The organism is Pseudomonas sp. W4I3 (assembly GCF_030816195.1).
In the GTDB taxonomy this organism is placed as follows: domain Bacteria; phylum Pseudomonadota; class Gammaproteobacteria; order Pseudomonadales; family Pseudomonadaceae; genus Aquipseudomonas.
The window spans coordinates 4,689,156-4,715,095 of the sequence record NZ_JAUSXS010000001.1 but is presented as its reverse complement, the minus strand read 5'-3'; the positions used below and the strand labels follow the sequence as shown (position 1 = coordinate 4,715,095).

The 25,940-nt window shown below is 61.4% G+C and carries 27 protein-coding genes and 1 pseudogene; 15 read left to right on the top strand and 13 right to left on the bottom strand.

Annotation, left to right across the window (positions count from 1 at the left end; all coding sequences use genetic code 11):
* Window positions 1-70: 70 nt before the first annotated feature.
* From QF045_RS21365 to QF045_RS21355, 3 genes are read left to right on the top strand one after another with little or no spacing between them, the layout of a single operon-like run.
* Entirely contained in the window at window positions 71-1,363 is a 1,293-nt protein-coding gene (locus tag QF045_RS21365) for a CitMHS family transporter (RefSeq protein WP_306493903.1), read from the top strand.
* 1 nt (window position 1,364) lies between these two features.
* Complete coding sequence (locus QF045_RS21360) at window positions 1,365-2,690, top strand: acyclic terpene utilization AtuA family protein (protein ID WP_306493902.1); 1,326 nt, start codon at window positions 1,365-1,367, stop codon at window positions 2,688-2,690.
* Window positions 2,687-3,013 (top strand): hypothetical protein, encoded by a 327-nt coding sequence (locus tag QF045_RS21355; protein ID WP_306493901.1) that lies wholly within the window; start codon window positions 2,687-2,689, stop codon window positions 3,011-3,013. Before QF045_RS21360 ends, QF045_RS21355 begins: the two co-directional genes overlap by 4 nt.
* Before the next feature lie 137 nt (window positions 3,014-3,150).
* Here the strand turns inward: QF045_RS21355 and QF045_RS21350 are convergent, their stop codons facing one another.
* From QF045_RS21350 to QF045_RS21330, 5 genes and pseudogenes are all read right to left on the bottom strand, one after another.
* Window positions 3,151-3,522, bottom strand: a complete 372-nt coding sequence (locus QF045_RS21350) for a glutathione S-transferase N-terminal domain-containing protein (protein ID WP_306493900.1) — start codon at window positions 3,520-3,522, stop codon at window positions 3,151-3,153.
* Between the two features lie 102 nt (window positions 3,523-3,624).
* The gene (folE, locus tag QF045_RS21345; protein ID WP_003192797.1) at window positions 3,625-4,170 is read right to left on the bottom strand and encodes a GTP cyclohydrolase I FolE; all 546 of its coding nucleotides are present in this window, start codon (window positions 4,168-4,170) and stop codon (window positions 3,625-3,627) included.
* Window positions 4,171-4,248: 78 nt separating this feature from the next.
* Window positions 4,249-4,807: pseudogene (locus QF045_RS21340) on the bottom strand (Smr/MutS family protein).
* 75 nt (window positions 4,808-4,882) lie between these two features.
* Window positions 4,883-5,203, bottom strand: a complete 321-nt coding sequence (locus QF045_RS21335) for a hypothetical protein (RefSeq protein ID WP_300628290.1) — start codon at window positions 5,201-5,203, stop codon at window positions 4,883-4,885.
* A 142-nt stretch (window positions 5,204-5,345) separates the two neighbouring features.
* Window positions 5,346-5,936 (bottom strand): cysteine hydrolase family protein, encoded by a 591-nt coding sequence (locus QF045_RS21330; RefSeq protein WP_306493899.1) that lies wholly within the window; start codon window positions 5,934-5,936, stop codon window positions 5,346-5,348.
* 240 nt (window positions 5,937-6,176) lie between these two features.
* Here QF045_RS21330 and prmB point away from each other — a divergent pair, with 240 nt between their 5' ends.
* The gene (gene prmB / locus QF045_RS21325) at window positions 6,177-7,085 is read left to right on the top strand and encodes a 50S ribosomal protein L3 N(5)-glutamine methyltransferase (RefSeq protein ID WP_306493898.1); all 909 of its coding nucleotides are present in this window, start codon (window positions 6,177-6,179) and stop codon (window positions 7,083-7,085) included.
* 127 nt (window positions 7,086-7,212) lie between these two features.
* Here prmB and QF045_RS21320 read toward each other — a convergent pair whose 3' ends face one another.
* Both QF045_RS21320 and QF045_RS21315 read right to left on the bottom strand, forming a co-directional pair.
* The gene (locus QF045_RS21320; RefSeq protein WP_306493897.1) at window positions 7,213-8,016 is read right to left on the bottom strand and encodes a hypothetical protein; all 804 of its coding nucleotides are present in this window, start codon (window positions 8,014-8,016) and stop codon (window positions 7,213-7,215) included.
* A 99-nt stretch (window positions 8,017-8,115) separates the two neighbouring features.
* Entirely contained in the window at window positions 8,116-9,078 is a 963-nt protein-coding gene (locus tag QF045_RS21315) for an alpha/beta hydrolase (RefSeq protein ID WP_306493896.1), read from the bottom strand.
* A gap of 143 nt (window positions 9,079-9,221) precedes the next feature.
* Here QF045_RS21315 and aroC point away from each other — a divergent pair, with 143 nt between their 5' ends.
* The 4 genes from aroC to QF045_RS21295 all read left to right on the top strand — a co-directional run bounded on the left by aroC (window position 9,222) and on the right by QF045_RS21295 (window position 12,490).
* Entirely contained in the window at window positions 9,222-10,313 is a 1,092-nt protein-coding gene (gene aroC, locus QF045_RS21310) for a chorismate synthase (RefSeq protein WP_306493895.1), read from the top strand.
* A 10-nt stretch (window positions 10,314-10,323) separates the two neighbouring features.
* A complete protein-coding gene (locus QF045_RS21305) occupies window positions 10,324-11,484 on the top strand; it encodes an MFS transporter (RefSeq protein ID WP_306493894.1) in 1,161 nt (386 codons plus the stop codon).
* On the top strand, window positions 11,481-12,011 hold the full coding sequence (locus QF045_RS21300; RefSeq protein ID WP_306493893.1) for an acireductone dioxygenase: 531 nt from the start codon (window positions 11,481-11,483) through the stop codon (window positions 12,009-12,011). The genes QF045_RS21305 and QF045_RS21300 overlap by 4 nt, the downstream gene beginning before the upstream one ends.
* Before the next feature lie 209 nt (window positions 12,012-12,220).
* Entirely contained in the window at window positions 12,221-12,490 is a 270-nt protein-coding gene (locus QF045_RS21295; RefSeq protein ID WP_306493892.1) for a response regulator transcription factor, read from the top strand.
* A gap of 59 nt (window positions 12,491-12,549) precedes the next feature.
* On the opposite strand, the gene QF045_RS21290 is transcribed toward QF045_RS21295, so the two are convergent.
* A complete protein-coding gene (locus QF045_RS21290; protein WP_003172952.1) occupies window positions 12,550-12,828 on the bottom strand; it encodes a DUF3509 domain-containing protein in 279 nt (92 codons plus the stop codon).
* 395 nt (window positions 12,829-13,223) lie between these two features.
* Between QF045_RS21290 and QF045_RS21285 the strand changes: the two genes are divergently transcribed.
* The 5 genes from QF045_RS21285 (at window position 13,224) to QF045_RS21265 (ending at window position 19,031) form a co-directional block, all read left to right on the top strand.
* The gene (locus tag QF045_RS21285) at window positions 13,224-15,050 is read left to right on the top strand and encodes a long-chain-acyl-CoA synthetase (RefSeq protein WP_306493891.1); all 1,827 of its coding nucleotides are present in this window, start codon (window positions 13,224-13,226) and stop codon (window positions 15,048-15,050) included.
* A gap of 96 nt (window positions 15,051-15,146) precedes the next feature.
* A complete protein-coding gene (locus tag QF045_RS21280; RefSeq protein WP_306493890.1) occupies window positions 15,147-15,662 on the top strand; it encodes an ankyrin repeat domain-containing protein in 516 nt (171 codons plus the stop codon).
* 40 nt (window positions 15,663-15,702) lie between these two features.
* Window positions 15,703-16,233, top strand: coding sequence for a hypothetical protein (locus QF045_RS21275; RefSeq protein WP_306493889.1), 531 nt, complete (start codon window positions 15,703-15,705; stop codon window positions 16,231-16,233).
* A 67-nt stretch (window positions 16,234-16,300) separates the two neighbouring features.
* Entirely contained in the window at window positions 16,301-16,492 is a 192-nt protein-coding gene (locus QF045_RS21270) for a PLDc N-terminal domain-containing protein (protein WP_003172956.1), read from the top strand.
* 451 nt (window positions 16,493-16,943) lie between these two features.
* Window positions 16,944-19,031, top strand: coding sequence for an LTA synthase family protein (locus QF045_RS21265; RefSeq protein WP_306493888.1), 2,088 nt, complete (start codon window positions 16,944-16,946; stop codon window positions 19,029-19,031).
* A 61-nt stretch (window positions 19,032-19,092) separates the two neighbouring features.
* Here QF045_RS21265 and QF045_RS21260 read toward each other — a convergent pair whose 3' ends face one another.
* The gene (locus tag QF045_RS21260) at window positions 19,093-19,245 is read right to left on the bottom strand and encodes a DUF3309 family protein (protein WP_003192767.1); all 153 of its coding nucleotides are present in this window, start codon (window positions 19,243-19,245) and stop codon (window positions 19,093-19,095) included.
* Between the two features lie 329 nt (window positions 19,246-19,574).
* Between QF045_RS21260 and QF045_RS21255 the strand changes: the two genes are divergently transcribed.
* Both QF045_RS21255 and csrA read left to right on the top strand, forming a co-directional pair.
* Window positions 19,575-20,390, top strand: a complete 816-nt coding sequence (locus QF045_RS21255) for an SDR family oxidoreductase (protein WP_306493887.1) — start codon at window positions 19,575-19,577, stop codon at window positions 20,388-20,390.
* A 126-nt stretch (window positions 20,391-20,516) separates the two neighbouring features.
* A complete protein-coding gene (csrA, locus tag QF045_RS21250) occupies window positions 20,517-20,720 on the top strand; it encodes a carbon storage regulator CsrA (RefSeq protein WP_306493885.1) in 204 nt (67 codons plus the stop codon).
* A gap of 8 nt (window positions 20,721-20,728) precedes the next feature.
* On the opposite strand, the gene QF045_RS21245 is transcribed toward csrA, so the two are convergent.
* The 4 genes from QF045_RS21245 to QF045_RS21230 form a co-directional block, all read right to left on the bottom strand.
* Window positions 20,729-20,956 (bottom strand): YheU family protein, encoded by a 228-nt coding sequence (locus QF045_RS21245; protein ID WP_003192759.1) that lies wholly within the window; start codon window positions 20,954-20,956, stop codon window positions 20,729-20,731.
* A gap of 59 nt (window positions 20,957-21,015) precedes the next feature.
* Window positions 21,016-22,215 (bottom strand): osmoprotectant NAGGN system M42 family peptidase, encoded by a 1,200-nt coding sequence (locus tag QF045_RS21240; protein ID WP_306493884.1) that lies wholly within the window; start codon window positions 22,213-22,215, stop codon window positions 21,016-21,018.
* Between the two features lie 171 nt (window positions 22,216-22,386).
* On the bottom strand, window positions 22,387-24,132 hold the full coding sequence (gene ngg / locus QF045_RS21235) for an N-acetylglutaminylglutamine synthetase (RefSeq protein ID WP_306493882.1): 1,746 nt from the start codon (window positions 24,130-24,132) through the stop codon (window positions 22,387-22,389).
* A 3-nt stretch (window positions 24,133-24,135) separates the two neighbouring features.
* Window positions 24,136-25,908, bottom strand: coding sequence for an N-acetylglutaminylglutamine amidotransferase (locus tag QF045_RS21230; RefSeq protein WP_306493881.1), 1,773 nt, complete (start codon window positions 25,906-25,908; stop codon window positions 24,136-24,138).
* Between the last annotated feature and the right edge of the window lie 32 nt (window positions 25,909-25,940).

Here is a 25,940-nt window from a genome sequence, read left to right as displayed (position 1 = left end):
ACAAAGCCTAACCCGATTCCAATACTCCAGGGAAAACAATAACCGGCCACAAGGCCGCCCTGGAGTCCCCATGCTCGCAACCCTGGGTGTCATCACCATCCTCTGCCTGCTTGCCGCCGTCATGAGCAAGCGCCTCTCGCCTCTGGTCGCGCTGATTGCCCTGCCGATCATCGCCGCGCTGCTCGGCGGTTTCGGTCTGCAAACCAGTGCATTCATCATCACCGGCATCAAGAACGTCGCCCCCGTGGTGGGCATGTTTGTGTTTGCGATCCTGTTCTTCGGGATCATGACCGACGCCGGCATGCTCGACCCGATCATTGATCGCATCCTGCGCACGGTCGGCACGCGTCCTACACGCATTGTCGTCGGCACAGCGACCCTGGCGCTGCTGGTGCACCTGGACGGTTCCGGCGCGGTGACCTTCCTGGTGACGGTGCCGGCGATGTTGCCGCTGTACACCCGGCTGGGCATCGACAAGCGCATCCTCGCCTGTGTCTGCGCGATGGCCGCCGGGGTCAACTTCCTGCCCTGGACCGGCCCGGTGCTGCGCTCGTCGGCAGCGCTGCACGTGCCGGTGGCGGACCTGTTCCAGCCGCTGATCCCGGTGCAGATTGTCGGGCTGATCTTTGTGTTCGCCTGCGCCTGGTGGCTGGGCCATCGTGAAGAAAAACGCCTGGGCCTGGGCGCTGGTTCCAGCGTGGACGCGGTGCCGCAGCGGGTGCTCAGTGACGATGACATCAAGCTGCGCCGTCCACGGCTGTTCTGGGTCAACCTGATCCTCACCGTGCTGGTGATGGTGGTGATGATCGCCGGCTGGGTCGACCCGGTGGTGATGTTCATGCTCGGCACCGTGGTCGCGCTGTGTATCAACTATCCCAACGTCGACGCCCAGCGTGCGCGCATCGATGCCCATGCCAAAACCGCCCTGACCATGGCCAGCATCCTGCTCGCCGCCGGCGTGTTCACCGGCATCATGCAAGGCACCGGCATGCTCAAGGCCATCGCCGAAGTGGCGGTGGCGCAGATTCCAGCGGGCCACGGCAAGCTGATCCCGGCGGTGGTGGGTTTTATTTCCATGCCGTTGAGCATGCTGTTTGACCCCGACTCCTACTATTTCGGCGTGATGCCGGTGATCGCCGAAGTCGGCAAGGCCCTGGGCGTCGACCCGCTGCAAGTGGCCCAGGCCTCGCTGCTGGGCGTGCACACCACGGGTTTCCCGGTCAGTCCGCTGACCCCCGCGACCTTTCTGCTGGTGGGTTTGTGCAAGATCGAATTGGCCGATCACCAGCGCTTTACCATTCCTTTTCTGTTTGCCGCGTCGGTGCTGATGACCCTGACCGCGCTGCTTCTGGGAGTTATCTAAGATGAAAACCTTGCGCATCGGCGCCGGTGCCGGCTACTCCGGTGACCGCATCGAACCCGCCGTGGAGCTGGCCGAACAGGGCGACCTGGATTATCTGGTGTTCGAATGCCTGGCCGAACGTACGATTGCCCTGGCCCAACAGGCGCGGATCAGTGAACCGAGCGGTGGCTACGATCCGCTGTTAAGTGAGCGCATGCGCCGCGTGCTGCCCTTTGTCGGGCGGCATGCAGGTCGTCGTCGCCTGCGCGTGATCACTAATATGGGCGCAGCCAACCCGATGGCGGCGGCTGTTGAAGTACGGCGGATTGCCGCTGAGTTGGGCTTGAGCCTCAAGGTTGTCGCTGTGGTTGGGGATGACGTGCTCAGCGTGTTGAATCCCCAGCAACTGTTGGATAACGGCCAGTCGGTTGAGGCCTTGGGTGAACGGCTGATTTCGGCGAACGCCTACCTGGGCGTCGACGGCATCCTTGAGGCGCTGCGCGCTGACGCCGATGTGGTGATTACGGGTCGGGTAGCCGACCCGTCGTTGTTTCTCGCGCCGCAGATGTTTGAGTTCGGCTGGGCCGCCGACGATTGGCAGCGCCTGGGCAGGGGCACGCTGGTGGGGCATTTGCTCGAATGCGCGGGGCAGGTCAGCGGTGGTTATTTTGCCGATCCTGGTTTCAAGGATGTGGATGACCTGGCCCGCCTGGGCTTTCCGTTGGCCGAGGTCGATGCCGACGGCAATGCCTTGATCACCAAAGTGTCAGGCTCTGGGGGGCAGGTCAGCCGCGCCACCTGCAGCGAACAGTTGATCTATGAAGTGCACGACCCCCAAGCGTATTTGACCCCGGACGTCACGGCCGATTTTTCAGCGGTGGGGTTTGTCGAAGAGGGCGTTGACCGGGTGCGTGCCCATGGCGCCGAGGGGCGGGCGCGGCCCGAACAGCTGAAAGTCAGCGTTGGATACCTTGATGGCTGGATCGGTGAAGGGCAGATGTCCTACGGCGGTCCCGGCGCTGTCGCACGGGCGCAGCTGGCGCGGGAGGTGGTGCTCAAGCGTCTGGAACTGATCGGCGTGAAGATGCAGGACGTGCGCGCCGAGTTGATCGGCATGGATTCATTGCACGGCCCTCGCAGCAGCGTCGAGCCCTGGGAAGTGCGCTTGCGCGTTGCCGCTCGCTGTGAAGAACGCAGCGACGCCGTACGCGTCGGCAATGAAGTGGAAACGCTCTACACCAACGGTCCGTCTGGCGGCGGTGGGGCCAGTAAAAGTGTCCGGCAAGTGGTGGCGGTGGCGTCGCTGCTGCTGCCCCGCGACAAGGCCAAACCGAGGATAGAAGGATGAAGTTGCACTTACTGGCCCACTCCCGCACCGGGGATAAGGGCGATACCTCAAACATTTCGATCATTGCCTACCGCGCCGAGGATTTCCCGTTGCTGTGTGAACAGCTCACCGCCGAGCGCGTCGCCGAATGTTTCGCAGGCCTGCTGGAACCCGGCGCGGCACCGGTGCGACGTTACGCATTGCCCAACGTGCAGGCGCTCAATTTTGTGTTGCCAGGCGTCCTGCGCGGCGGCGTGACCCGTTCGCTGGCGCTGGATGCCCATGGCAAGTGCCTGGGTTCGGCGCTGCTCGATCTTAACGTGATAGCAACACTGCAAGACTGAATGTGGTGGGCTTGCCCTGATTGTAGGAGCGAGCTTGCTCGCGAAGCACTCAAAGGCCCCGCGTGTATCCAGAATGAACGTGTTGTCTGGACGTTTTTCGCGAGCAAGCTCGCTCCTACAGAGTACTTTCGTGTTGATCAGATCGCGGCGAAGCGCTTGTCCAGGTAATCGATGATGACCTTGGAGTCGTACATCCAGGTGGTCTGGCCGTTTTCTTCGATGCGCAGGCACGGCACCTTGATCTTGCCGCCTTGCTCCAGCAGGGTCTGGCGGTCTTGCGCGTTGTTTTTCGCGTCCTTGAGGGCTACCGGTACATTCAGGCGATGCAGGGTGCGCCGGGTCTTCACGCAGAACGGGCAGGCGTGGAACTGATACAGGGTCAGGTTCTTGGCCGCTGCGTTGACCTGGGCCTGGTGTTCGGCGGGGCGCTGCTTTTTGCGCGGACGGGTCAGGAAGTCGCCGGCGATAATGATCTGGCCGAGGCCCACTCGAAGTGCTTTGACGAACATGGCTGAAAACCTCTTGCCCATGAAGAAGGGGTCGCAGCTTACCTGAATTTTGCAGGCGAAAAAAAACCGACGATGAACGCCGGTCTTTTCCTACGCAGCCATTTACTTGATCAGGCTGAGAAATTCGCTGCGGGTGGCCGCGTTTTCGCGGAACTCACCGAGCATCACCGAAGTGATCATCGACGAATTCTGTTTTTCCACGCCGCGCATCATCATGCACATGTGCTTGGCCTCGATGACCACTGCCACACCCAGGGCGCCGGTCACTTCCAGCACCGCATCAGCGATCTGGCGGCTGAGGTTTTCCTGAATCTGCAGGCGACGCGCATACATGTCGACGATCCGTGCGACCTTCGACAGGCCCAGCACTTTGCCGCTCGGGATATACGCTACATGGGCCTTGCCAATAAAAGGCAGCAGGTGGTGTTCGCACAGCGAGTACAACTCGATGTCCTTGACCAGCACCATTTCGCTGTTGTCGGAGCTGAACAGGGCGCCGTTGGTGACTTCTTCCAACGTCTGTTCGTAACCGCGGCAGAGGTACTGCATCGCCTTGGCGGCACGTTTTGGCGTGTCGAGCAGGCCCTCGCGGGAGACGTCCTCGCCGAGTTGGCCGAGAATCTCTGTGTAATTCTGTTCCAGGGACATGAAACTACCTGTGGGATTTTCGCAAAGCGCAAGGTTACGGGGGCGGACACATCGCTGCAAGCCTGACGATGGCACTTGTTACTCGTCGCGGCCTTCCATCATGGTGCGCTTGAGCATCACATACACCGCGCCGGCGCCGCCGTGGCGGGCCTGGCAAGACGTAAAGCCGAGCACCTGGGCATGCTGGCGCAGCCAGGTATTGACGTGGCTCTTGATCATCGGCCGCTTGCCGTCCAACCGCACGGCCTTGCCGTGGGTGACGCGCACGCAGCGGATTTCGAATTTGGTCGCTTCGGCAAGAAAGGCCCAGAGGGTTTCCCGGGCTTTTTCCACGGTCATGCCATGCAGGTCGAGGCTGCCTTCGAACGGGATCTGGCCGGCCTTGAGCTTGCGTATCTGGCTTTCCTGCACGCCGTCGCGAGCCCACATCAACTCATCTTCGGGGCCCGACGTCGATCACGAACTGGTCAGACAGCCCATCGACGGTGGTGGCATCGGTGCGCACGGTCGCGGCCTGGCGCAGCTTGGCGATCTGCGCCCGATCAGCCTTGGGTTTGCCGGTGTCGGCGCGGTCGTGCTTGATCGGCTTGACGCCGCGCAGCTCGTTCTTGAACAGGGAAAAGTCGTCGTCTTGCATGTCAGCCTCCGCGAAGGGCGGGCAGTTTACCTAAATCGCGGCGGCCGCGGCGCAGCAAATGCTATCCAAGCGCCATCAGTCGTGCTTTTTCATCAGGTGCGAGGCGATATTCAACGACAGCGGCTGGCGCATTTTGCGCCGGCTGCGGCGCCATAACCACACGCCCAGCCACACCACCAGCAGGCCGATGCCCAGCAGGATAGCCGAGCCGCCAGGGCTGGCATTCAGTTCGCCGAGTGCCGGCGAGTGCCCAAACAGACCGGCGCCACCAGCGCCCGCCAACAGCAGACCTACAATCGCCAGCAGCGCGGCAATGCCCGCTACCAGGCGCAGACGCCAATTGCTCGGGCCCTTGGGGCGCAAGCGACGAGCATCAAAACCATCGGATATCTTCATTCCGACCTTTCCTCCAGGGTATCGGCCCTTCGACCGGAAGATACACAGGTTGTTCCTGTGCCCCAGGTAAATGCGTGAAATGAGCGTGCTTTGCGGATGAGCGGGGCGATCAACATTGGCGCACCGCTCATCTGGGAGGCGATCAGATCAGGTCTTTGGTCAGCGCCAGGGTGGCGAAGTTGTCAGCCATGATGGCCATTTCAGTCTGCTGCACGTGCTCGGCGCTCAGCACGCCGCCTTTGTACGGCAGGTCGCGCGTGGCGCAGGCGTCTTCCACCAGAGTGCAGCGAAAGCCGAGGTTCTTGGCGGCGCGCACGGTGGTGCTGACGCTGGAGTGGCTCATGAAACCGCAGACGATCAGGTCCAGCGAACCCAGGTCCTGCAGGTGTTTTTCCAGGCCGGTGCCGTGGAAGGCGCTGGGCAGCAGCTTGCCGATGATGGTTTCGTCACCTTCGGGTTCCAGGCCGGGGATGAACTCGCCGCGCTCGCCTTGCGGATCGAACAGGCCGCCAACGGTACCCAAGTGGCGCACATGCACGATCGGGCGTCCGGCGCTGCGCGCAGCGCTCACCAGCTGCTTGATGTTGCCGACCGCCGCGTCCATGCCCGAGAGGGCGAGTGGGCCGCTGAGGTATTCCTTCTGGGCGTCGATGATCACGAGCGTCGCATGGGCAAGGTTGGCAGCTGCGTAACCACGACCGCTGAGTTGAAACATCGTCTTTGGAACGGACATTCTGGGGCTCCTGTCAGGGGGGCTTTTGCGACATTGTCCACTGGCTGAGCGGTTCTGTGAATCGCTACCATCGTAAGGTACGCCGTTGTTGACGTGCAGCCATGTCAAGTGGGCCGCTTGTTTAACCCAATAGTGGCAAATTGGATGAAATCCGACGGATGGCAAAGGCGTTTCGTACATCGTCGGTACAGGCGAACGCTGTTAGAATCGCCAGTCGTTTTTTCCAGGAGTCTGCCCCCCGTGATCACTTCCCGCCTGCGCACCTTGCGCGACCATATCCGTTGGGCTGTCAGCCGTTTCCATGGGGAAGACCTGTTTTTTGGCCACGGCACCGACAATGCCTGGGACGAAGCCCGGCAACTGGTGCTCGGCGCGCTGCACCTTCCGTGGGAAATTGCCGACAGCTACCTGGACTGCAATCTGGAAGAAGAGGAAATCTCCCATGTGCAGCGTTTGTTGCACCGTCGCATCCATGAGCGCGTGCCCACCGCCTACTTGCTCAAAGAAGCCTGGTTCTGCGACATGTCGTTCATCGTTGACGAACGCGTGCTGATCCCGCGTTCGCCGATTGGCGAATTGATCATGAACCGCTTCGAGCCTTGGCTGGCCCAACCGCCGGCGCGCATTCTCGACTTGTGCACGGGCTCCGGCTGCATCGGCATTGCCTGTGCCTACGAGTTCCCGGACGCCGAGGTGGTGCTGGGCGACTTGTCCTTCGAAGCCCTGGAAGTGGCCAACCAGAACATTGAGCGTCACGGCGTGGATGAGCGCGTGTATACCGTGCAGGGCGACGGCTTTGAAGGCCTGCCGGGTCAGCGCTTCGACCTGATCGTGTCCAACCCACCGTATGTGGATGCCGAAGATTTTGCCGACATGCCGGATGAATACCAGCATGAACCGGAGCTGGGCCTGGCCTGCGGCGATGACGGCCTGAACCTGGTACGACGCATGTTGGCCGAGGCGGCAAGCCACCTGACCGATAAAGGCTTGCTGATTGTCGAAGTGGGCAACAGCCAGGTACACGTCGAAGCGCTGTACCCGGAAGTGGACTTTGCCTGGCTGGACTTCCAGCGCGGTGGGCACGGCGTGTTCATGCTCACGGCGCAGCAGTGCCGGGAACATCAGGCGGTGTTCGCCGCCCGGGTATAACGGGAGCGGTGGGGTCAATGTGGGAGGGGGCTTGCCCCCGATAGCGGTGTGTCAGCTACAGATGCAGTACTGACACACCCTCATCGGGAGCAAGCCCCCTCCCACCGTTTGATCGCATTTCAATCTGCTAGCGATGGGTGGCAATCCAGATCAACAACCCCGCCTGAAACACGGTAAACGCCACCAGGCAGGTGATGGTAAAGCGCAACCCACTGTCCTCGCGCTTGAACTTGGTGACTTTTTCCTCTTCCTTGCGCAGTTTCACTTCCTGCTCGGCCAAGTTCTTCTCGGCCTGCTGCAGCATTTGCGCGGCTTCGAGGATTTCCACGAATTGCACCTTCTCGGTGTTCCAGCTGTCCAGCACATCGCTGACCTTGCCCGGCTGCACGTTGCCCTTGAGGTGTTGTACGTCGGCGTAGGCCACATCGAAACCCTGGATGCGCAGGAAGTGATCGCGGCGCAGGCGCGTGGCTTCGTTGAGCGCGTCCTTGTTGGCCAGGTCCACGCCATCGACGCGGTAGTGCGACCACTTTTTCTTGGCCCATGCGGCTGCCTGGGCCACCAGGAAACGTCCAATACCACGGTTGGCCGGTTCGATTTCCAGGCTGTTGCCCGGGCCGAAATGCACGCGATGTTTATCGTGATCCACCCAGACATCCAGCTGGTTCTGCTCGCGCCGTACGCGCTGGCCGGGCAGTTGGATCACCAGGCGCAACAGGCTGTGGTGCGGGTCATGGCGCTCGGCATAACCAAACTGCACAAACCGCAAGGGTCGCGCGCCGGTTGCGCGGTCTATGGCCAGCGGGGCGAGGCGCAGCATCTTGAAATGTTCGGCGTGTACGTCCGCCCACGGCAGGGCCGCTGCGGCGGCCGCCTCGGTGTCAGCCGGGATGTCGGCGGTGGATTCTGGGGTTGCTTCAGTGGTTGTCATGCGGCGCGATCCTGTCCAGGCCCTGCGAGCCGACAGTCTTTTTACTGTCGATTCTGGGCTTATCGGCCGTTTTCTTCAGGACTGGAGGCAAATTGCCGCTTAACGGGGTTTAAGTCCGTCGATAAAACCCACTATCCGCTCACCCAGTTCGGCGGCGAGGGGCAATTTCGGGTCGTTATAGGACGCCAGTTGCTGCTCGACGTTGTTGGGCACGATGCGCATCACATGGTTCATGCCTTCGATCACGGTCAACTGCGCGTCGGGCTTGGCTTTCTTCAGTTGCTGGGCATCGCCGATGCCGACCTGTATGTCGTTGGTGCCCTGAATGATCAGGGCCGGCATGGTCAGCCGTGCAAAGGCCGCCGACGGATCGGCGCGGAACAGGCTGATCAGATAAGGCTGTACGCTGGGTCGGAAAATACCTTCCAGCGGGCGCGGTACATCGGCATCCACCTGGCCGGACTTAAGGTGGTCGAGCATTTCGTTGCTGCGCAGGAGCAGGGCCGGGGGCAGGTGATCGGCCAGTTGCTGGCGAATGACCTGGTCGACCGGGCGGGCACTCCCGGACAAGGAAATCACCCCGGCCGGATTCAACTGCGGCGCGGCGAGGGCCGCTACCAGCGCGCCTTCGCTGTGGCCCAGCACGATCAGCGGGCCCATGCGCGCGTCGGCCTTGAGCAATTTGCCCCAGGCCACGGCGTCGGACACATAGGCGTCGAGGGTCAGGTTGCGTTCGTCCGGGGTCGCGGCCAGGCTGGCCGCCACGCCGCGTTTGTCATAGCGCACGCTGGCGATATTGTGCCGGGCCAGCACCCAGGCCAGGCGCTTGAGGCTGTCGTTGCGCGCGCCGTCGGCGCTGTTGCCGTTGCGGTCGGTGGGGCCTGAGCCGGCGATGATCAGCACCACTGGCACGGGCTGGTCGGACTGCGGCAACAGCAGCGAGCCAAACAGCTCACCGCTGCCGGTGTCCAGGCTGATGGGCCGTTGCAGCACGACAGGGGAGGCGGCCTGGGCCACGAAGGTGAAGAGGGTGAGGGTGAACAGCAGAACTCGCAGCATCATAGCGCCATCATTGGAGAGGTGCCGGTTGGACCAACGTCTACCGGTAAGGTTTCGAGGATGAACTAGTCGGTTAGCCTGCGTATACTGGCCGCCTTAAGTTATTACGGTTGACGTGTTTCAACTGACTTCACGGAGCGCCCTGCATGTCCGGCAATACCTTCGGCAAGCTGTTCACTGTCACCACCGCGGGCGAAAGCCATGGCCCGGCGTTGGTCGCCATTGTCGATGGCTGCCCGCCCGGCCTCGAGCTGTCTCTGGAAGACCTGCAGCGCGATCTGGACCGCCGCAAGCCCGGCACCAGCCGTCACACCACCCAGCGCCAGGAGCCCGACGAAGTCGAGATCCTTTCCGGCGTGTTCGAAGGCCGCACCACCGGCTGCGCCATCGGCCTGCTGATTCGCAATACCGACCAGAAGTCCAAGGACTACTCGGCGATCAAGGACCTGTTCCGCCCGGCCCACGCCGACTACACCTACCACCACAAATACGGCGAACGCGACTACCGCGGCGGCGGCCGCAGCTCGGCCCGCGAAACCGCGATGCGCGTGGCGGCCGGTGCCATTGCCAAGAAGTTCCTGGCGACCCAGGGCATCGTCATTCGTGGCTACATGAGCCAGCTCGGCCCGATTGAAATCCCGTTCAAGACCTGGGACAGCGTCGAAGACAACGCCTTCTTTTGCCCCGACCCGGATAAAGTCCCGGAACTGGAAGCCTACATGGACCAGTTGCGCCGCGACCAGGACTCGGTCGGCGCGAAGATCACCGTGGTGGCCGAAGGCGTGAAGCCGGGCCTGGGCGAGCCGATCTTCGACCGCCTCGACGCCGAACTGGCCCACGCGCTGATGAGCATCAACGCGGTCAAAGGCGTGGAAATCGGCGCCGGTTTCGCCTGTGTGTCCCAGCGCGGTACCGAGCATCGCGACGAGATGACCCCGCAGGGTTTCCTCAGCAACAACGCCGGCGGCATCCTCGGCGGCATCTCGTCGGGCCAGCCGATCGTGGCGCACCTGGCGCTCAAGGCCACGTCGAGCATTACCACCCCGGGCCGTTCGATCGATGTGCACGGCAACGCGGTTGACGTGATCACCAAGGGTCGCCACGACCCATGCGTCGGCATCCGCGCCACGCCGATTGCCGAGGCGATGATGGCCATCGTGCTGATGGACCACCTGCTGCGCAACCGTGGGCAGAATGCGGATGTGCAGGTGAGTACGCCTGTGCTGGGCCAGCTGTGACGCGCTGAAGGTGACAGCTCTCCCTTACTGGCGCCTCTCCAGCTTTTACCTGTTCTACTTCGCCCTGCTCGGGGCGACGGCGCCATTTCTGGCGCTGTACTTCGATCACCTGGGCTTTTCCAGTGCGCGTATCGGCGAGTTGGTGGCCATTCCGATGCTGATGCGTTGCGTGGCGCCCAACCTCTGGGGTTGGTTGGGCGACTACACCGGCCGGCGCCTGGCCATCGTGCGGTTCGGGGCGGTGTGCACGCTGTTGAGTTTTTCGCTGATATTCGTCAGCAAGACCTATGCCTGGCTGGCGTTGGTCATGGCCTTGCACGCATTCTTCTGGCATGCGGTGCTGCCCCAGTTCGAAGTGATCACCCTGGCCCACCTGCACCAGCAGACGTCGCGCTACAGCCAGATACGGTTGTGGGGCTCCATCGGTTTTATCCTCACCGTGGTGATCATGGGCCGGCTGTTTGACTGGCTGAGCGTGGCGATCTACCCGGTGGTGGTCGTGGTGATCATGGCCGGCATCATCGGCGCCAGCCTGTGGGTGCCGAATGCCCAGCCCGCCAGCCACGGCCAACGCCGGGTCGGCGACGGTTTCATCCGGCAATTACGCAGCCCCGGCGTGCTCGCTTTCTATGCCTGTGTGGCGCTGATGCAGATGAGTCATGGCCCGTATTACACCTTCCTTACGTTGCACCTTGAACACCTGGGCTACAGCCGAGGCGTGATCGGCCTGCTCTGGGCCCTCGGGGTGGTGGCGGAAGTCTTGATGTTCCTGGGCATGAGTCGCATCCTGGCGCGCTTTTCGGTGCGCCGGGTGCTGCTGGCCAGTTTCCTGCTGGCGGCGCTGCGCTGGCTGCTGCTCGGCGGCTTTGCCGAATTTTTCTGGGTGCTGTTGCTGGCGCAGGTGATGCATGCCGCCACGTTCGGCAGCTTCCATGCAGCGGCCATCGCCTTCGTGCAGCGCAGTTTCGGTGATCACCAGCAAGGCCAGGGCCAGGCGCTGTACGCGGCATTGGCCGGTACCGGCGGCGCGCTGGGTGCGCTGTATGCCGGTTACAGCTGGAACCTGCTGGGCCCGACCCTCACATTCAGTATCGCCAGCATCGCGGCCCTGGCTGCCGCCGTTATCATTGGCTTTCGATTGCAAGAGCCGAACCAAGGAGCCGTGCAATGAGTTACGTCGCTGTCTATCACATCACTACACCGGACACCCCGAACAAAGTGCTGACCCACTTCGACGACATCCAGTCGACCCTGGCCGAAAACGGCGTGCGCTTTGAGCGCTGGCAGCCCAGCCCTCTCGAAAAGGGTGCCAGCGAGGCACAGATGATTGCCGCGTATCAGCCGCAGATTGACGCGCTGGGCTATGCCGGAGTGAAGGTGATCAGCGTGACCGGTGAGCATCCCCCACACGACACGTTGCGCGCTGAAGGGCTCCAGGAGCGAATCTGCAGTGAAGACCAGGCGCGATTCTTCATCGCGGGTCAGGGGTTGTTCTCGTTGCACATAGGCGATCACGTCTACGGCGTGCGGTGTGAGAAGTACGATCTGCTGATCGTACCCGCCGGCGTGCCCCATTGGTTCGACATTGGCGAGAACCCGCATATGGTAGTGCTGCATCTGTTCAACACGCAGGAGGGTTCGGCGCCCACCTTGACGGGTAATGACATTGCTCGTGACTTTGGCAAGTTGGACGACTAAGGCAAGTTTCTTAAATGTTCAACCCCGGCACGTTGGAATGTGCTGTGGGAAGAAGCCTAATCACCTGTAAGGCTTGGCTGTTTATTCTCGGCCTTGTCCTCTCGTTGTGCACATTATGTAACTCTCTCCTTAATTCGATGTTTATGTTGCCTGTCAATAGGAGCAATCCGAAGGTGGGCAGCGCATCGGCATATAAAAAGGAGAAATCAATGAGTCGCCCCGAGGAGTTGTCTCAGCCGTTGGACAGTGTGCCGACGGCTATCAGAAGACGTTTGAGTTTACTCGGTAAGCCCCTGACCAGGACGGAGCTGGAGATCCTGCGGTGGGCCTCCGAAGGCAAGACCATCTGGGAGATGAGCAAGATCCGATGCACCTCCGAGGCCACGGTCAAATTCCACCTGCGCAATATCTACAGCAAGCTTGATGTAACCAACCGCGTGCAGGCGATGAATGAAGCGGGGCGGCGGGGGCTTTGCTGACGGCATAAAAAAGGGCCGCGACGCTCAACGGCGTTGCGGCCCTTTTTATTGGGTACTGCTTATGCCGAATGGTAAGTCGGCAGGGCAAAGCGATTCTGGCTTTGCAGCATCGAAATCTGCGGCAGCTCACTGGCTTGTTCGGCCAGGTCACGGCGAATTGCACTGATCACCCAAGTGAGTTGGTCGGCGGTGTGCAGTTGCTGATACGAGATCGAGCGTTTGACCTGCTTGCCTTCGCTGTTACGCAGGGTCAACAGGATGCCGCCGTCTGGACGCGGTTGGGTGGTGACGTCGTAGTTGGAAAATACCGAAGCGAATTTATCTTGGATCAGGCTCATGTCTATCAGCTCCATTGGCTCAAGTTGGCAAGCATGGAGTGATAGGTGCAGCGTTTGTGCCAGTATTGAGTCTTGTAAAAAACCCTTATAAAACAGCTAGTTATAAATTTAAGGATTTTTCTTTTTCGTGCAAATTGCATGAAAGGCCATCGTGCATCCTGCATTTTGCGTTATCTGCGCGGCTATTTCCTACACACAATGTTCCTTTCCTAACGATTCTGACCGCGTGTTTGACCGATAAATCCCATCCGAGCCTCGGGATACAAAACATTTCAAATCGTGCGTGTACAGCCTGAGAAGGGCTGACGTATTTTCCTTTGAGGGGTAAGGCGAATTCACTCGGTCACCGTCGATGGTTCCGCACCCGATAAACAATAAGAACAGGACGTCCCGCCATGGCTCATCATCCAAACGACATGATCACCTGGCGCATGCTGCTGCGAAAGGTGCCCACTATCGTGCGGGCGCTGCCGCGGGTGTTGCGCGGCATGCGCGCTGCCAACGTTACCGACCCCACACAACCCTGTGGCCTTGGCTGGCACTTCGAGCAAGCCACGCTGCGCAACCCGCACGGGGCCGCCTTGCTCTATGGCGACAGCGTGATCAGCTACCACGACGCCAACCGGCGTGCCAATCGCATCGCCCATTACCTGCAGGATCAGGGCATCGGCAAGGGTGAAGTGGTGGCACTGTTCATCGAAAATCGCCCGGAGTTGCTGCTGACCGTACTCGCCGTGGCCAAGCTCGGAGGGATCTGCGCCATGCTCAATACCGCGCAGACCCAGGCGGCGCTGGTGCACAGCCTGAGCCTGGTCAACCCGGTGGCGATTGTGGTGGGCGAGGAATTGGCAGGCACCTACGCGGTAGTGCGCAACCAGGTGGAGATTGCGGCTGAACGCACCTGGTTCGTTGCCGATCAGCACGTGAGTGGGCGGCCCGAGGCGTTTATCGACTTGATGGCCGCCAGCGCGCAGTGCCCCGTGAACAACCCCGCCAGCTCCGCCCAGGTGTTCTTCGATGACCCCTGCTTTTATATCTACACCTCCGGTACCACCGGCTTGCCCAAGGCCGGCATCATGAAACACGGGCGCTGGACCAAGACCGCCGTGAGTTTCGGCAGCATCGCCCTGGACATGGGCCCGCAGGACGTTGTGTATTGCACGCTGCCGCTGTACCACGCCACCGGGCTGTGTGTGTGCTGGGGCTCGGCAATCATTGGCGCGTCCGGCTTCGCCATCCGCCGCAAGTTCAGCGCCAGCCAGTTCTGGGACGACGTGCGCACGTTCAACGCGACCACCCTGGGTTATGTCGGCGAGCTGTGTCGCTACCTGCTCGAGCAGCCGCCCAGCGAGCAGGATCGCCATAACAGCGTGACCAAAATGGTTGGCAATGGCCTGCGCCCAGGCGTGTGGACGCAGTTCAAGCAGCGCTATGGGGTCGAGCATATCTGCGAACTCTACGCGGCCAGCGACGGCAATATCGGCTTTACCAACGTGTTGAATTTCGACAACACCATCGGCTTTTGCCTGCAGCACTGGGCGCTGGTGGATTACACCCACGACAGCGGTGAGCCGCTGCGGGGCAGCGACGGGTACATGCACAAGGTGCCCACGGGCGGGCAGGGTGTGTTGCTGGCGAGAATTGATGACAAGTCACCGTTCGACGGCTACACCGACCCGCAAAAGAATCGCAAGGTGGTGCTGACCGACGTGTTCGAAAAGGGCGACCGCTATTTCAATACCGGCGACCTGCTGCGCAGTATCGGCTTCGGCCATGCGCAATTCGTCGACCGACTGGGCGACACCTTCCGCTGGAAGGGCGAAAACGTGTCCACCACCGAGGTCGAGAACATCCTGCTGCAGCACCCGCAAATTGCCGAAGTGGTGGCCTATGGGGTTGAGATCGACAACACCAACGGGCGTGCGGGGATGGTCGCGATCACACCCCGCGAGTCCCTGGCCGCGCTGGATATGCGCGAGTTGCTGCAGTTCGCCCACGGCAAGTTGCCATCTTATGCGGTACCGTTATTCCTGCGGATCAAAGTGAAGATGGAAACCACCGGCACCTTCAAGTATCAGAAGGTGCGGCTCAAGGAAGAGGCGTTCGACCCGGATAAGGTCGGGCATGATCCGCTGTTTGCCTGGTTGCCGGGCTCAGACAGCTACGTGCCGGTAACCGCGCAACTGCTTGCGCAGATACAAGGCGGACATTTTCGCTATTGATTGTGCCTATGGACGCTTTTGGCAAAAAAGCCATGACAGCGGGGAACTCCATCGCGACACTGGGCGCCATATACAGCATCACAAAGGAGCCCCTCCATGTCGACCCAGCCCAAACAAATGACAGAAGACGAAGCCGCCGAATTTGCCGAGCAAGTCTTCGACGTCGCCCGCAAGGGCGACGCTGCCATGCTCGCAGCCTTACTGACCAAAGGCTTGCCGGCCAACTTTCGCAATCACAATGGCGACACGCTGCTGATGCTGGCGGCTTACCACGGTCATGCCGAGGCGGTAAAAGTGCTGCTGGAGTTCAAGGCTGATCCCTTGATTGCCAATGACAAGAACCAACTGCCGATTGCCGGTGCGGCGTTCAAGGGCCACCTGGCCGTGGTCAAGGCACTGATCGAAGGCGCAACCCCGGTTGAAGCGGCTTCCTCGGATGGGCGCACGGCCTTGATGATGGCGGCCATGTTCAACCGGGTCGACATGGTGGACTACCTGCTCGGCCAGGGTGCCAACCCCAAGGCCACCGATGCCCAGGGCGCGACGGCGCTGGCGGCGGCGCAGACCATGGGGGCCGTGGATACGGCGGCGTTGTTGCAAAAACTGGTGTAGGCTACGCGCCCTCGAAAACCCGCCCGCCACAGGACTGCCCATGAAAACCGCTCTCGTCGAACTCATCAGTAAAATCAGCGCCGGCGTCATGGGCGCGGACGAAGTGGCGCGTATCGCCGACGAGGCGGCCCAGGCCTACGCAGACCCTGCGGCGTTCCTGGCGGCCAATCCGGATATCAACTACGACGACACGTTCCCGATTCCATTGGGGGAGTGGGTGGTGGTCGGCAGCCTGCCGGACACGGTGCTGTTCCAGGCCGATACCTACGCCGACCTGTTTGCCCAGATCGTCGCCTCGTTCGGCACGGGTGTGGCCTTCAACCTCAAGCCCAAGCAATTGGCCAAGACCGAAGACCTGACCGCGCTCAATCGCATCCAGATCCAGATGAGCGCCCTGAGCCCGGAAGACGGCGGTTATGTACTGCTCAACTTCAGCCAATTGCTCGACGACGAAATCCAGGCCGTGTTGGTGTTCGGCAATGACCTGCCGCGCGTGCTGCAACTGTGCGCCGAAGTCGGCATCCGGGCCGAGCCGTCGCTGGAAGCGCTGAAGATTGCCGTTCACGTCTGAAATAATACGGAACCCCTGCCAGGGCTGACTATCCTACAAGGGCAAGCCCTCACTTAGGAGCGACACCATGGGTTCCACTTTCAATGGCCTGATTGGCCTGATCATCCTCGCGCTGGATATCTGGGCGATCATCAACGTGTTCAAAAGCGGCGCGAGCACGGGCGCCAAAGTGCTGTGGATTTTGTTGATCCTGCTGCTGCCGGTACTGGGCCTGATCATCTGGGCGATCGCCGGGCCGCGCGGTAACGTGCGGATCTGATCGTTCGCTCACTTTAAATCCTGTAGGAGCGAGCTTGCTCGCGAAAAACATCCAGGCAACGCGTTCATTCTGAATAGACGCACGGGCCTTGAGTTCTTCGCGAGCAAGCTCGCTCCTACAAAAAGCCTTAACTGACTGGCATCAGGGTTCGTCCCCCTCCCACATTTGCTTTCAATACGTCTGGATTTGTGTGTCGAAACGATTCGCTGCACGAATTTTTCACATCCCATCCAAGACAATTCCCCCCGCTTTGTTCCCCTGCCGAGGCTCTATCCCCTGGCGCTTATGAAGGCAGGGCGGCGGCGCACGTTCAGTAATCTATAGCGTTGATGCCGTTGATCGGGCACCATTTGCCCCACCGCGTTAACCGCCCACCCCGGCCAGCCTGGGCGAGGGGCGCACGCCACCGCATTATTTCGCAACTTCAACTTCCAATGGGTCCTAAAACGACATGGCAAACCCGGACGCCCTGAATCAGCAGCGAGCTTCAAATCGCCTGCTGCAACCGACCGTCAAATCCCATCTGGCGTACACGCTGCTCTGCGCACTGGTCATGATGGTGATGTTCTCCCTGCTGCGCCTGGCGTTGCTGGTCTACAACCGCGAGATGATCCTCGACACGCCGGCCTCGACCTTCCTCGAAGCGTTCGCCAACGGCCTGCGCCTGGATATTCGCCTGGTGATGTACCTGCTGATCCCGCTGCTGCTGGCCTTGTTCAGCGTACGGGCCATGGCGGCGCGCGGGTTCTTCCGGTTGTGGCTGACCGTCGCGTCCAGCATCGCGCTGTTCCTGGGCCTGATGGAGATGGACTTCTACCGCGAGTTCCACCAGCGCCTCAACGGCCTGGTCTTCCAGTATGTGAAGGAAGACCCGAAAACCGTGATGAGCATGCTCTGGTACGGTTTCCCGGTAGTGCGCTACCTGTTGGCCTGGGCCGTGGGCACGCTGATCCTGAGCATGGCCTTCAAGGGCGCCGACCGCGCAACGCGCCCGCGTGGCCCGTTCAGTGGCGGCAGCATCGGCACGCGTCAGGTGGCGCCGTGGTACAGCCGCATCGCGGTGTTCGTGGTGTGCCTGCTGGTCGCCGTGGTCGCCATCCGCGGCACCCTGCGCCAGGGCCCGCCGCTGCGTTGGGGTGATGTGTACACCACCGATTCGAACTTCGCCAACCAGTTGGGCCTCAATGGCACGCTGTCGCTGATCGCCGCCGCCAAGTCGCGCTTCTCCGAAGAGCGTTCCAACATCTGGAAAGCCACCCTGGAGCAACCGCTGGCCACCCAGACCGTGCGTGACATGCTGGTACTGCCGAGCGAGAAGCTGGTGGATACCGACACCGCTGCCGTGCGCCGTGACTACACGCCGCCGGCCGAGAAGACCCTGCCGATCAAGAACGTGGTCGTGATCCTGATGGAAAGCTTTGCCGGTCACTCGGTAGGCGCCCTGGGCCGTCCCGGCAATATCACGCCGTACTTCGACAAGTTGTCCAAGGAAGGCCTGCTGTTCGATCGCTTCTTCTCCAACGGCACCCACACCCACCAGGGTATGTTCGCCACCATGGCCTGCTTCCCGAACCTGCCGGGCTTCGAATACCTGATGCAGACCCCGGAAGGCAGCCACAAACTATCGGGCCTGCCGCAGTTGCTCAGCGCGCGTGATTTCGACGATGTGTATGTCTACAACGGCGACTTCGCCTGGGACAACCAGTCGGGCTTTTTCAGCAACCAGGGCATGACCAACTTCATTGGCCGCAATGACTTCGTCAACCCGGTGTTCTCCGACCCGACCTGGGGCGTGTCCGACCAGGACATGTTCAACCGTGGCCTGGAAGAACTGAAGGCCCGCGAGGGCGGCAAGCCGTTCTACGCGCTGCTGCAGACCTTGTCCAACCACACCCCATACGCATTGCCGACGCCATTGCCGGTTGAGAAAGTCACCGACCGTGGCAGCCTCAACGAGCATTTGACCGCCATGCGTTACTCCGACTGGGCGTTGGGTCAGTTCTTCGAAAAGGCCCGCAAGGAGCCCTATTTCAAGGAAACCCTGTTCGTGGTGGTGGGTGACCACGGCTTCGGTAACGAGCAGCAGATCACCGAAATGGACCTGGGCCGCTTCAACGTGCCAATGCTGATGATCGCGCCGGGCGTGCAGGAGAAGTTCGGCGAGCGTGACCACACCGTGGGCACTCAGATCGATATCGTCCCGACCATCATGGGCCGCCTGGGCGGTGACACCCTGCACCAGTGCTGGGGCCGTGACTTGCTCAACCTGCCGGAAGGCGACAAGGGCTTCGGCGTGATCAAACCGTCGGGCAGCGACCAGACCGTCGCCTTGCTCACCGCTGACCGCGTGCTGGTCCTGCCCAAGGAAATGCCACCCAAGTTGTGGCAATACGAACTGGGCGCCAACCCGACCGGCAAGGTGATTGCGGAGTCGCCTGACGAAGCAGCGCTGAAGCAGAAACTCGAGTCGTTCCTGCAGACCGCCACCAAGAGCCTGCTGGATAACACCGCAGGCGTTGTAGACGGCAAGCCGGATTAACCGATCGGCAATAAAAAAGAGGCCTCATCGAGGCCTCTTTTTTTTGTTCGTAAAAGCGGGTTTATATCTTGCCGAGTAACAATAGCACCAGCAGAACGACCAGCACCACACCCAGAATACCCGACGGGCCATAGCCCCAGTTACGCGAGTGCGGGAACACTGGCAGGCCACCGACCAGCAACAGGATCAGGATAATGATCAGAATCAGGCTCATGGTTTTATTCCTTATAGGCCTTCTGTAAAGACCGGTTATTCAGCGGGAGTCTCGTCCACTTGATGATGGACGGCTTACTAACTCCGACTCTGCGCCTTCACAAAAAATTCCGTATTTTTTTAAAGCAATTTGCTCGCTTGCTTATTTCTTTTAACCGCTACGCAAGTGCAACCACTTAGTTGAAAAAGATTGAACTTAGTTTATGTGTGCGCATCCGACCGATCCCGCGGTTTGCCTGGGGCATTCATCACTCTGATGGTGCGTGGGTGTGGCAAAAACCTTCGCTACACTGCCGGTCACTCCTCTGGTGAACCACAAGGCTACTCTCTATGCAAAACCGCATGATGATCACTGGCGCCGGGTCCGGCCTGGGTCGTGAAATTGCTCTGCGCTGGGCCCGTGAGGGTTGGCAGTTGGCCTTGTCGGATGTCAGCGAGCCCGGCTTGCAGGAAACCCTCAGGTTGGTGCGCGAAGTCGGTGGCGAGGGGTTCACCCAGCGCTGTGACGTGCGCGACTACAGCCAGCTCACCGCGTTTGCGCAAGCGTGCGAAGTGAAGCTGGGTGGCATTGATGTGATCGTCAATAACGCCGGTGTGGCGTCCGGTGGCTTCTTTGCCGAGCTGTCGCTCGAGGACTGGGACTGGCAGATCGCAATCAACCTGATGGGCGTGGTCAAGGGCTGCAAGGCGTTCCTGCCGCTGTTGGAAAAGAGCAAGGGCCGCATTATCAACATCGCCTCGATGGCTGCGCTGATGCAGGGGCCGGCCATGAGCAACTACAACGTGGCCAAGGCCGGTGTGGTGGCGTTATCGGAAAGCCTGCTGGTGGAACTCAAGCAGCAGGAAATCGGCGTGCATGTGGTATGCCCGTCGTTTTTCCAGACCAATCTGCTCGACTCATTCCGTGGGCCGACCCCGGCGATGAAGGCGCAGGTGGGCAAGTTGCTCGAGAGTTCACCGATCTCGGCGACCGATATCGCCGACTATATTTACCAGCGCGTGGCCGAAGGCGAGTTCATGATTCTGCCCCATGAACAAGGGCGGATGGCCTGGGCTTTGAAACAGAAAAACCCGCAGTTGCTGTATGACGAGATGACCCTGATGGCCGACAAGATGCGCGCCAAGGCGCAGGCCAACAAAGGCTGATCGGGTGCGGTCTGTCAGGTAAATTACCTATCTGTGTAGGTAGTGCCTGATTTGGCCGCGGGTTATTGTGAGTTGCGCGGCAAACAAGGATGGTCGGGGTCCTGATATTGGAAAAGGACAACCATCATGCTGGTCTTAAGTCGCGCTGTAGGCGAAAGCATCTCCATCGGCGATGACATCGCTGTGCACATTCTTGAAGTCAGCGCACACCACGTGAAGTTCGGCATCGAAGCGCCGGCCGGGGTGAGCGTGCACCGCGCCGAGGTCTACCGCAAAATCCGCGAACGCGAGGCCAGCGCGACTTATCCGGTGCCGGTCCCCAACCCTTAATATTGCCGTCAGTCAAACAGATGCTTGGGCACATCGTGCTTGAGCATCAATTGGCATTGCTCGCTTTCTGGGTCGAACACGATCAGGGCCTGGCCCTTGGTCAGTGCCTGGCGCACGCGCAATACGCGGGTTTCCAACGGAGTGTCGTCGCCATTGTCGGTGCCGTCGCGGGTGACGAAATCTTCGATGAGGCGGGTCAGGGTGTCGACTTCAAGCGCGTCGTAGGGAATCAGCATACAAGCCTCGGGTGTCAGGTCCCGGCGATGCTACTGTGCCGGGACCTTGGTTGCCAGTATCAGCTGTTGCCGGCATCAGACTTATGGCCGACCAGGCTGTCTACCGATGGCACGCGGGTATCGTTCTCCATGTGCGTCTCATGTTCGATCTGATGGCTGAAACGGTCCAGGGAGCCTTGGGCAGGTTGCGCGTCGCTGGCAAATACCGGTGGGCTGAGGATGTACGCACCCAGCAGGCGGCTGAGGGCCGCCAGGCTGTCGATATGGGTGCGCTCGTAGCCGTGGGTGGCGTCGCAACCGAACGCCAGCAGGGCGGTACGGATGTCATGCCCGGCGGTCACCGCCGAATGCGCATCGCTGAAGTAATAGCGGAACAAGTCGCGGCGCACCGGCAGTTCGTTATCCGCCGCCAGGCCCAGCAAGTGGCGTGACAAGTGATAGTCATACGGCCCGCCGGAATCCTGCATGGCCACGCTCACTGCGTGCTCGCTTGAGTGCTGGCCGGGGGCGACCGGGGCGATATCGATACCGACAAACTCACTCACATCCCAGGGCAGGGCCGCAGCCGCGCCACTGCCGGTTTCCTCGGTGATGGTGAACAGCGGGTGGCAGTCGATCAGCAACGGTTCGCCGCTGTCGATGATCGCCTTGAGCGCGGCGAGCAGGGCGGCGACGCCGGCTTTGTCATCCAGGTGACGCGCGCTGATGTGCCCGCTTTCGGTGAACTCCGGCAAGGGGTCGAATGCCACGTAGTCGCCGATGCCGATCCCCAGGGAATCGCAATCGGCGCGGGTCGCGCAGTAGGCGTCCAGACGCAATTCAACATGGTCCCAGCTCACCGGCATTTCATCCACGGCGGTGTTGAATGCGTGCCCGGAGGCCATCAATGGCAACACGCTGCCGCGAATCACGCCGCTGTCGGTGAACACGCTGACGCGGCTGCCTTCGGCAAAGCGGCTGGACCAGCAGCCGACCGGTGCCAGCGTCAGGCGGCCGTTGTCCTTGATGGCGCGGACGGCGGCACCGATGGTGTCCAGGTGCGCGGAGACGGCGCGGTCAGGGCTGCTTTTCTGGCCCTTGAGGGTGGCGCGAATGGTACCGCGCCGGGTCATTTCAAACGGGATGCCGAGCTCTTCCAGACGTTCGGCGACGTAGCGCACGATGGTGTCGGTAAACCCGGTGGGGCTGGGAATGGCGAGCATTTCCAGCAGGACTTTTTGCAGGTAGGCGAGATCCGGTTCGGGAATGGTTCGGGTCATGGAAACTCCTGATGAGTGGAGGGCATCGATGGTTTCGATGAGTTAAGGGGGAATGTAGTTGCCTTCACCGGCCTCATCGGCGGCAAGCCCCCTCCCACCTTTGATAGGTGAACACCGTCAAATGTGGGAGGGGGCTTGCCCCCGATAGCGGTTTCACATTCAACACATTCCTCAAGCGGCCGGCTGACTGTGCGGAAACAACAAGTCCACAAACTTCTCAGCGGTCGGTTGCGGTTCATGGTTGGCAAGGCCTGCCCGTTCATTGGCTTCAATGAAGACGTATTCGGGCTGATCGGCCGCAGGCACCAGCAAGTCCAGGCCGACCATGGGAATGTCCAAGGCGCGGGCGGCACGCACGGCGGCATCGACCAGGGTCGGGTGGAGGATCGCGGTGACATCTTCCAGGCAGCCACCGGTGTGCAGGTTGGCGGTGCGGCGCACGGCCAAGTGCACGCCGCGTTGCAGCACGCTGTCGTAGTCATACCCGGCGGCTTTGAGGGTGCGCTCGGTTTCGGCGTCCAGGGGAATCTTGCTTTCGCCATGGGTAGCGGCCTGGCGACGCCGACTTTGAGCCTCGATCAGGGCGCGGATTGAATGCTGACCGTCGCCTGTCACTTCGGCGGGGCGACGAATCGCAGCGGCGACCACTTCAAAACCGATCACCAGAATGCGCAGGTCCAGGCCTTCGTGGAAGCTTTCGAGCAACACCCGGCTGTCGAACTGGCGCGCCGTATCAATCGCCTGCTGGACCTCCTCGATGGTCTGCAGGTCTACCGCCACGCCTTGGCCTTGCTCGCCGTCAAGCGGCTTGACCACGATGCGCTGATGCTCGTCGAGAAACTCAAGGTTGTCGTCGGCACTGCCCGCCAATTGCTGCGAAGGCAAATTCAAGCCGGCGGCCTTGAGCGTCTTGTGGGTCAGGCTCTTGTCCTGACACAGGGTCATGCTGACGGCGCTGGTCAGGTCGCTCAATGACTCTCGGCAGCGTATGCGACGCCCGCCGAGGCAGAGGGTGAACAGGCCGGCATCGGCATCGTCCACCTGCACATCGATGCCACGTCGGTGGGCTTCTTCAACGATGATCCGCGCATAAGGGTTGAGCCCGGCCTGTGGGCCAGGGCCCAGAAACAGCGACTGGTTGATGCCGTTCTTGTGCTTGATCGCAAAAGTGGTCAATGCACGGAAGCCCAGCTTGGCGTACAGGCTTTTGGCCTGGCGGTTGTCGTGCAGCACCGACAGGTCCAGATAGCTCAGGCCACGGCTCATGAAGTGTTCCACCAAGTGGCGCACCAGCACTTCACCCACGCCCGGCCGTGTGCACTGCGGATCCACCGCCAGGCACCACAGGCTGCAACCGTTTTCCGGGTCGTGAAAGGCTTTCTGGTGGTTCAGGCCCATCACGCTGCCGATGACCGCGCCGCTGTCCTCGTCCTCCGCCAGCCAATACACCGGGCCGCCTTGATGGCGCGGTGTCAGGCGCTCGGGGTCGACCGGCAACATGCCGCGCCCCTGATACAGCAGGTTCACCGCGTGCCAGTCGGCTTCGCTCTGCACCCGACGGATCCGGAAGCCGCGAAACACCCGTGTAGCGGGGCGATAGTCGCTGAACCACAGGCGCAGCGTATCGGAAGGGTCGAGGAACAGTTTTTGCGGATCAATGCCGAGGATCTGCTGGGGCGCGGCCACATACAGCGCAATATCACGCTCACCGGACTGCTCCTTGAGCAGCTCCTGGGCGAGGCTGGCAGGGTCTGCAAAGGTATGCCCGATCAGCAGGCGGCCCCAGCCGCAATGCACGGCAATCGGTTCCGGGCCCTGGGCGCTGCCGTCTTCGGCAAGCCGCGCCTGCAGGCGCTCGTAGGTCGGCGCCTGGCCCTTGAGTAAGCGTTGGCTGTACGCCGCGGCGTTAGGTTTCATGGATCAGATTCCTTGTTCGCTGAGCCACAGGTTCAGCGCTGCCAGTTGCCACAGCTTGGAGCCGCGCAATGGGGTCAGTTGGCCTTGTGGGTCCGTCAGCAAGCGATCGAGCATGGCGGGGTTGAACAAGCCACGGTCCTGGCTGGGGTCCAGCAGCAGTTCGCGCACCCAGTTCAAGGTGTTGCCCTGCAAATGCTTGAGACCGGGCACCGGGAAGTAGCCTTTCTTGCGGTCGATGACTTCGCTGGGGATCACGCGGCGCGCGGCCTCCTTGAGCACCTGTTTGCCGCCGTCGGGCAGCTTGAACTTGCCCGGCACGCGGGCCGACAGCTCCACCAGGCGGTAGTCGAGAAACGGCGTACGCGCTTCCAGGCCCCAGGCCATGGTCATGTTGTCGACGCGTTTGACTGGGTCGTCCACCAGCATCACCGTGCTGTCCAGGCGCAGGGCCTTGTCCACCGCGGCGTCCGCACCGGGCATTGCAAAATGCTCACGCACGAAGTCACCGGCGGCGTCGTTGGCGGTCAGCCATTTCGGCGCAACGGTGGCGGCGTAGTCGTCGTAGCTGCGGTCGAAGAACGCTTCGCGGTACGCCGCATACGGGTCGCTGGCGCCATCCACCTGCGGGTACCAGTGGTAACCGGCGAACAATTCGTCGGCGCCCTGGCCGCTTTGCACCACTTTGCAATGCTTGGCCACTTCCCGCGACAGCAGGTAGAAGGCGATGCAGTCATGGCTGACCATCGGCTCGCTCATGGCGCGAAAGGCCGCCGGCAGTTGCTCGATGATTTCGCTCTCGGCGATGCGCAACTGGTGGTGATGGGTGCCGTAGTGCTTGGCGATCAGGTCCGAATACTGAAATTCATCGCCGCGCTCGCCGCCAGCGTCTTCAAAGCCGATGGAGAAGGTCGACAGGCCTTCGACGCCCACTTCGCGCAACAGGCCCACCAGCATGCTCGAGTCGACGCCGCCGGAGAGCAGCACGCCGACGTCCACGGCCGCACGTTGACGGATGGCCACGGCTTCGCGGGTGCTGTCGAGCACGCGGTCGGTCCAGTCTTCCAGGGTCAGGTTTTTCTCGTCCTCATGGGGACCATAGCGCAGGGTCCACCAGGTGTTCTGTTCGGTCTTGCCGTCGGCCTCGATGCGCATCCAGGTGGCTGGCGGCAGCTTTTCGATGCCCGCCAGCAGCGTGCGCGGAGCCGGCACCACCGCATGGAAATTGAGGTAGTGGTTGAGCGCGACCGGGTCGAGAATCGGGTTGATATCGCCGCCCTTGAGCAACGCGGGCAACGCCGAAGCAAAGCGCAGGCGCTGGCCGGTACGCGACAGGTACAACGGCTTGACGCCGAGACGGTCGCGGGCGATGAACAGACGCTGGGCATCGCGTTCCCAGATGGCAAAGGCAAACATGCCGTTGAGCTTGGGCAGCAGCGCTTCGCCCCAGGCGTGATAGCCCTTGAGCAGCACTTCGGTGTCGCCGCCGGAATAGAAGGCATAGCCCAAGGCTTCGAGCTCTTGGCGCAGTTCCGGGAAGTTATAGATCGCGCCGTTGAACGCCAGGGACAGGCCCAGTTGGGCGTCAACCATCGGTTGGGCAGAGCCATCCGACAGGTCCATGATTTTCAGGCGGCGATGGCCCAGGGCAATCGGCCCTTGGGCATGGAAGCCCCAGGCGTCGGGGCCACGAGGGGCGAGGTGATGCGTGATGCGTTCCACAGCTGCCAGGTCGGCAGGTTGATGATCAAAGCGTAACTCGCCAGCTAATCCACACATAAGTTCCTTACCGGTTTTTCCGTTGGGGAGGG

What these genes read in the sequence shown, in the direction of transcription:
- QF045_RS21365 (WP_306493903.1), top strand. Translation starts at nt 71, where the DNA reads ATGCTCGCAACCCTGGGTGTCATCACCATCCTCTGCCTGCTTGCCGCC.
- QF045_RS21360 (WP_306493902.1), top strand. Translation starts at nt 1,365, where the DNA reads ATGAAAACCTTGCGCATCGGCGCCGGTGCCGGCTACTCCGGTGACCGC.
- QF045_RS21355 (WP_306493901.1), top strand. Translation starts at nt 2,687, where the DNA reads ATGAAGTTGCACTTACTGGCCCACTCCCGCACCGGGGATAAGGGCGAT.
- QF045_RS21350 (WP_306493900.1), bottom strand. Translation starts at nt 3,522, where the DNA reads ATGTTCGTCAAAGCACTTCGAGTGGGCCTCGGCCAGATCATTATCGCC.
- folE (WP_003192797.1), bottom strand. Translation starts at nt 4,170, where the DNA reads ATGTCCCTGGAACAGAATTACACAGAGATTCTCGGCCAACTCGGCGAG.
- QF045_RS21335 (WP_300628290.1), bottom strand. Translation starts at nt 5,203, where the DNA reads ATGAAGATATCCGATGGTTTTGATGCTCGTCGCTTGCGCCCCAAGGGC.
- QF045_RS21330 (WP_306493899.1), bottom strand. Translation starts at nt 5,936, where the DNA reads ATGTCCGTTCCAAAGACGATGTTTCAACTCAGCGGTCGTGGTTACGCA.
- QF045_RS21320 (WP_306493897.1), bottom strand. Translation starts at nt 8,016, where the DNA reads ATGACAACCACTGAAGCAACCCCAGAATCCACCGCCGACATCCCGGCT.
- QF045_RS21315 (WP_306493896.1), bottom strand. Translation starts at nt 9,078, where the DNA reads ATGATGCTGCGAGTTCTGCTGTTCACCCTCACCCTCTTCACCTTCGTG.
- aroC (WP_306493895.1), top strand. Translation starts at nt 9,222, where the DNA reads ATGTCCGGCAATACCTTCGGCAAGCTGTTCACTGTCACCACCGCGGGC.
- QF045_RS21300 (WP_306493893.1), top strand. Translation starts at nt 11,481, where the DNA reads ATGAGTTACGTCGCTGTCTATCACATCACTACACCGGACACCCCGAAC.
- QF045_RS21295 (WP_306493892.1), top strand. Translation starts at nt 12,221, where the DNA reads ATGAGTCGCCCCGAGGAGTTGTCTCAGCCGTTGGACAGTGTGCCGACG.
- QF045_RS21290 (WP_003172952.1), bottom strand. Translation starts at nt 12,828, where the DNA reads ATGAGCCTGATCCAAGATAAATTCGCTTCGGTATTTTCCAACTACGAC.
- QF045_RS21285 (WP_306493891.1), top strand. Translation starts at nt 13,224, where the DNA reads ATGGCTCATCATCCAAACGACATGATCACCTGGCGCATGCTGCTGCGA.
- QF045_RS21280 (WP_306493890.1), top strand. Translation starts at nt 15,147, where the DNA reads ATGTCGACCCAGCCCAAACAAATGACAGAAGACGAAGCCGCCGAATTT.
- QF045_RS21275 (WP_306493889.1), top strand. Translation starts at nt 15,703, where the DNA reads ATGAAAACCGCTCTCGTCGAACTCATCAGTAAAATCAGCGCCGGCGTC.
- QF045_RS21270 (WP_003172956.1), top strand. Translation starts at nt 16,301, where the DNA reads ATGGGTTCCACTTTCAATGGCCTGATTGGCCTGATCATCCTCGCGCTG.
- QF045_RS21265 (WP_306493888.1), top strand. Translation starts at nt 16,944, where the DNA reads ATGGCAAACCCGGACGCCCTGAATCAGCAGCGAGCTTCAAATCGCCTG.
- QF045_RS21260 (WP_003192767.1), bottom strand. Translation starts at nt 19,245, where the DNA reads ATGAGCCTGATTCTGATCATTATCCTGATCCTGTTGCTGGTCGGTGGC.
- QF045_RS21255 (WP_306493887.1), top strand. Translation starts at nt 19,575, where the DNA reads ATGCAAAACCGCATGATGATCACTGGCGCCGGGTCCGGCCTGGGTCGT.
- csrA (WP_306493885.1), top strand. Translation starts at nt 20,517, where the DNA reads ATGCTGGTCTTAAGTCGCGCTGTAGGCGAAAGCATCTCCATCGGCGAT.
- QF045_RS21245 (WP_003192759.1), bottom strand. Translation starts at nt 20,956, where the DNA reads ATGCTGATTCCCTACGACGCGCTTGAAGTCGACACCCTGACCCGCCTC.
- QF045_RS21240 (WP_306493884.1), bottom strand. Translation starts at nt 22,215, where the DNA reads ATGACCCGAACCATTCCCGAACCGGATCTCGCCTACCTGCAAAAAGTC.
- ngg (WP_306493882.1), bottom strand. Translation starts at nt 24,132, where the DNA reads ATGAAACCTAACGCCGCGGCGTACAGCCAACGCTTACTCAAGGGCCAG.
- QF045_RS21230 (WP_306493881.1), bottom strand. Translation starts at nt 25,908, where the DNA reads ATGTGTGGATTAGCTGGCGAGTTACGCTTTGATCATCAACCTGCCGAC.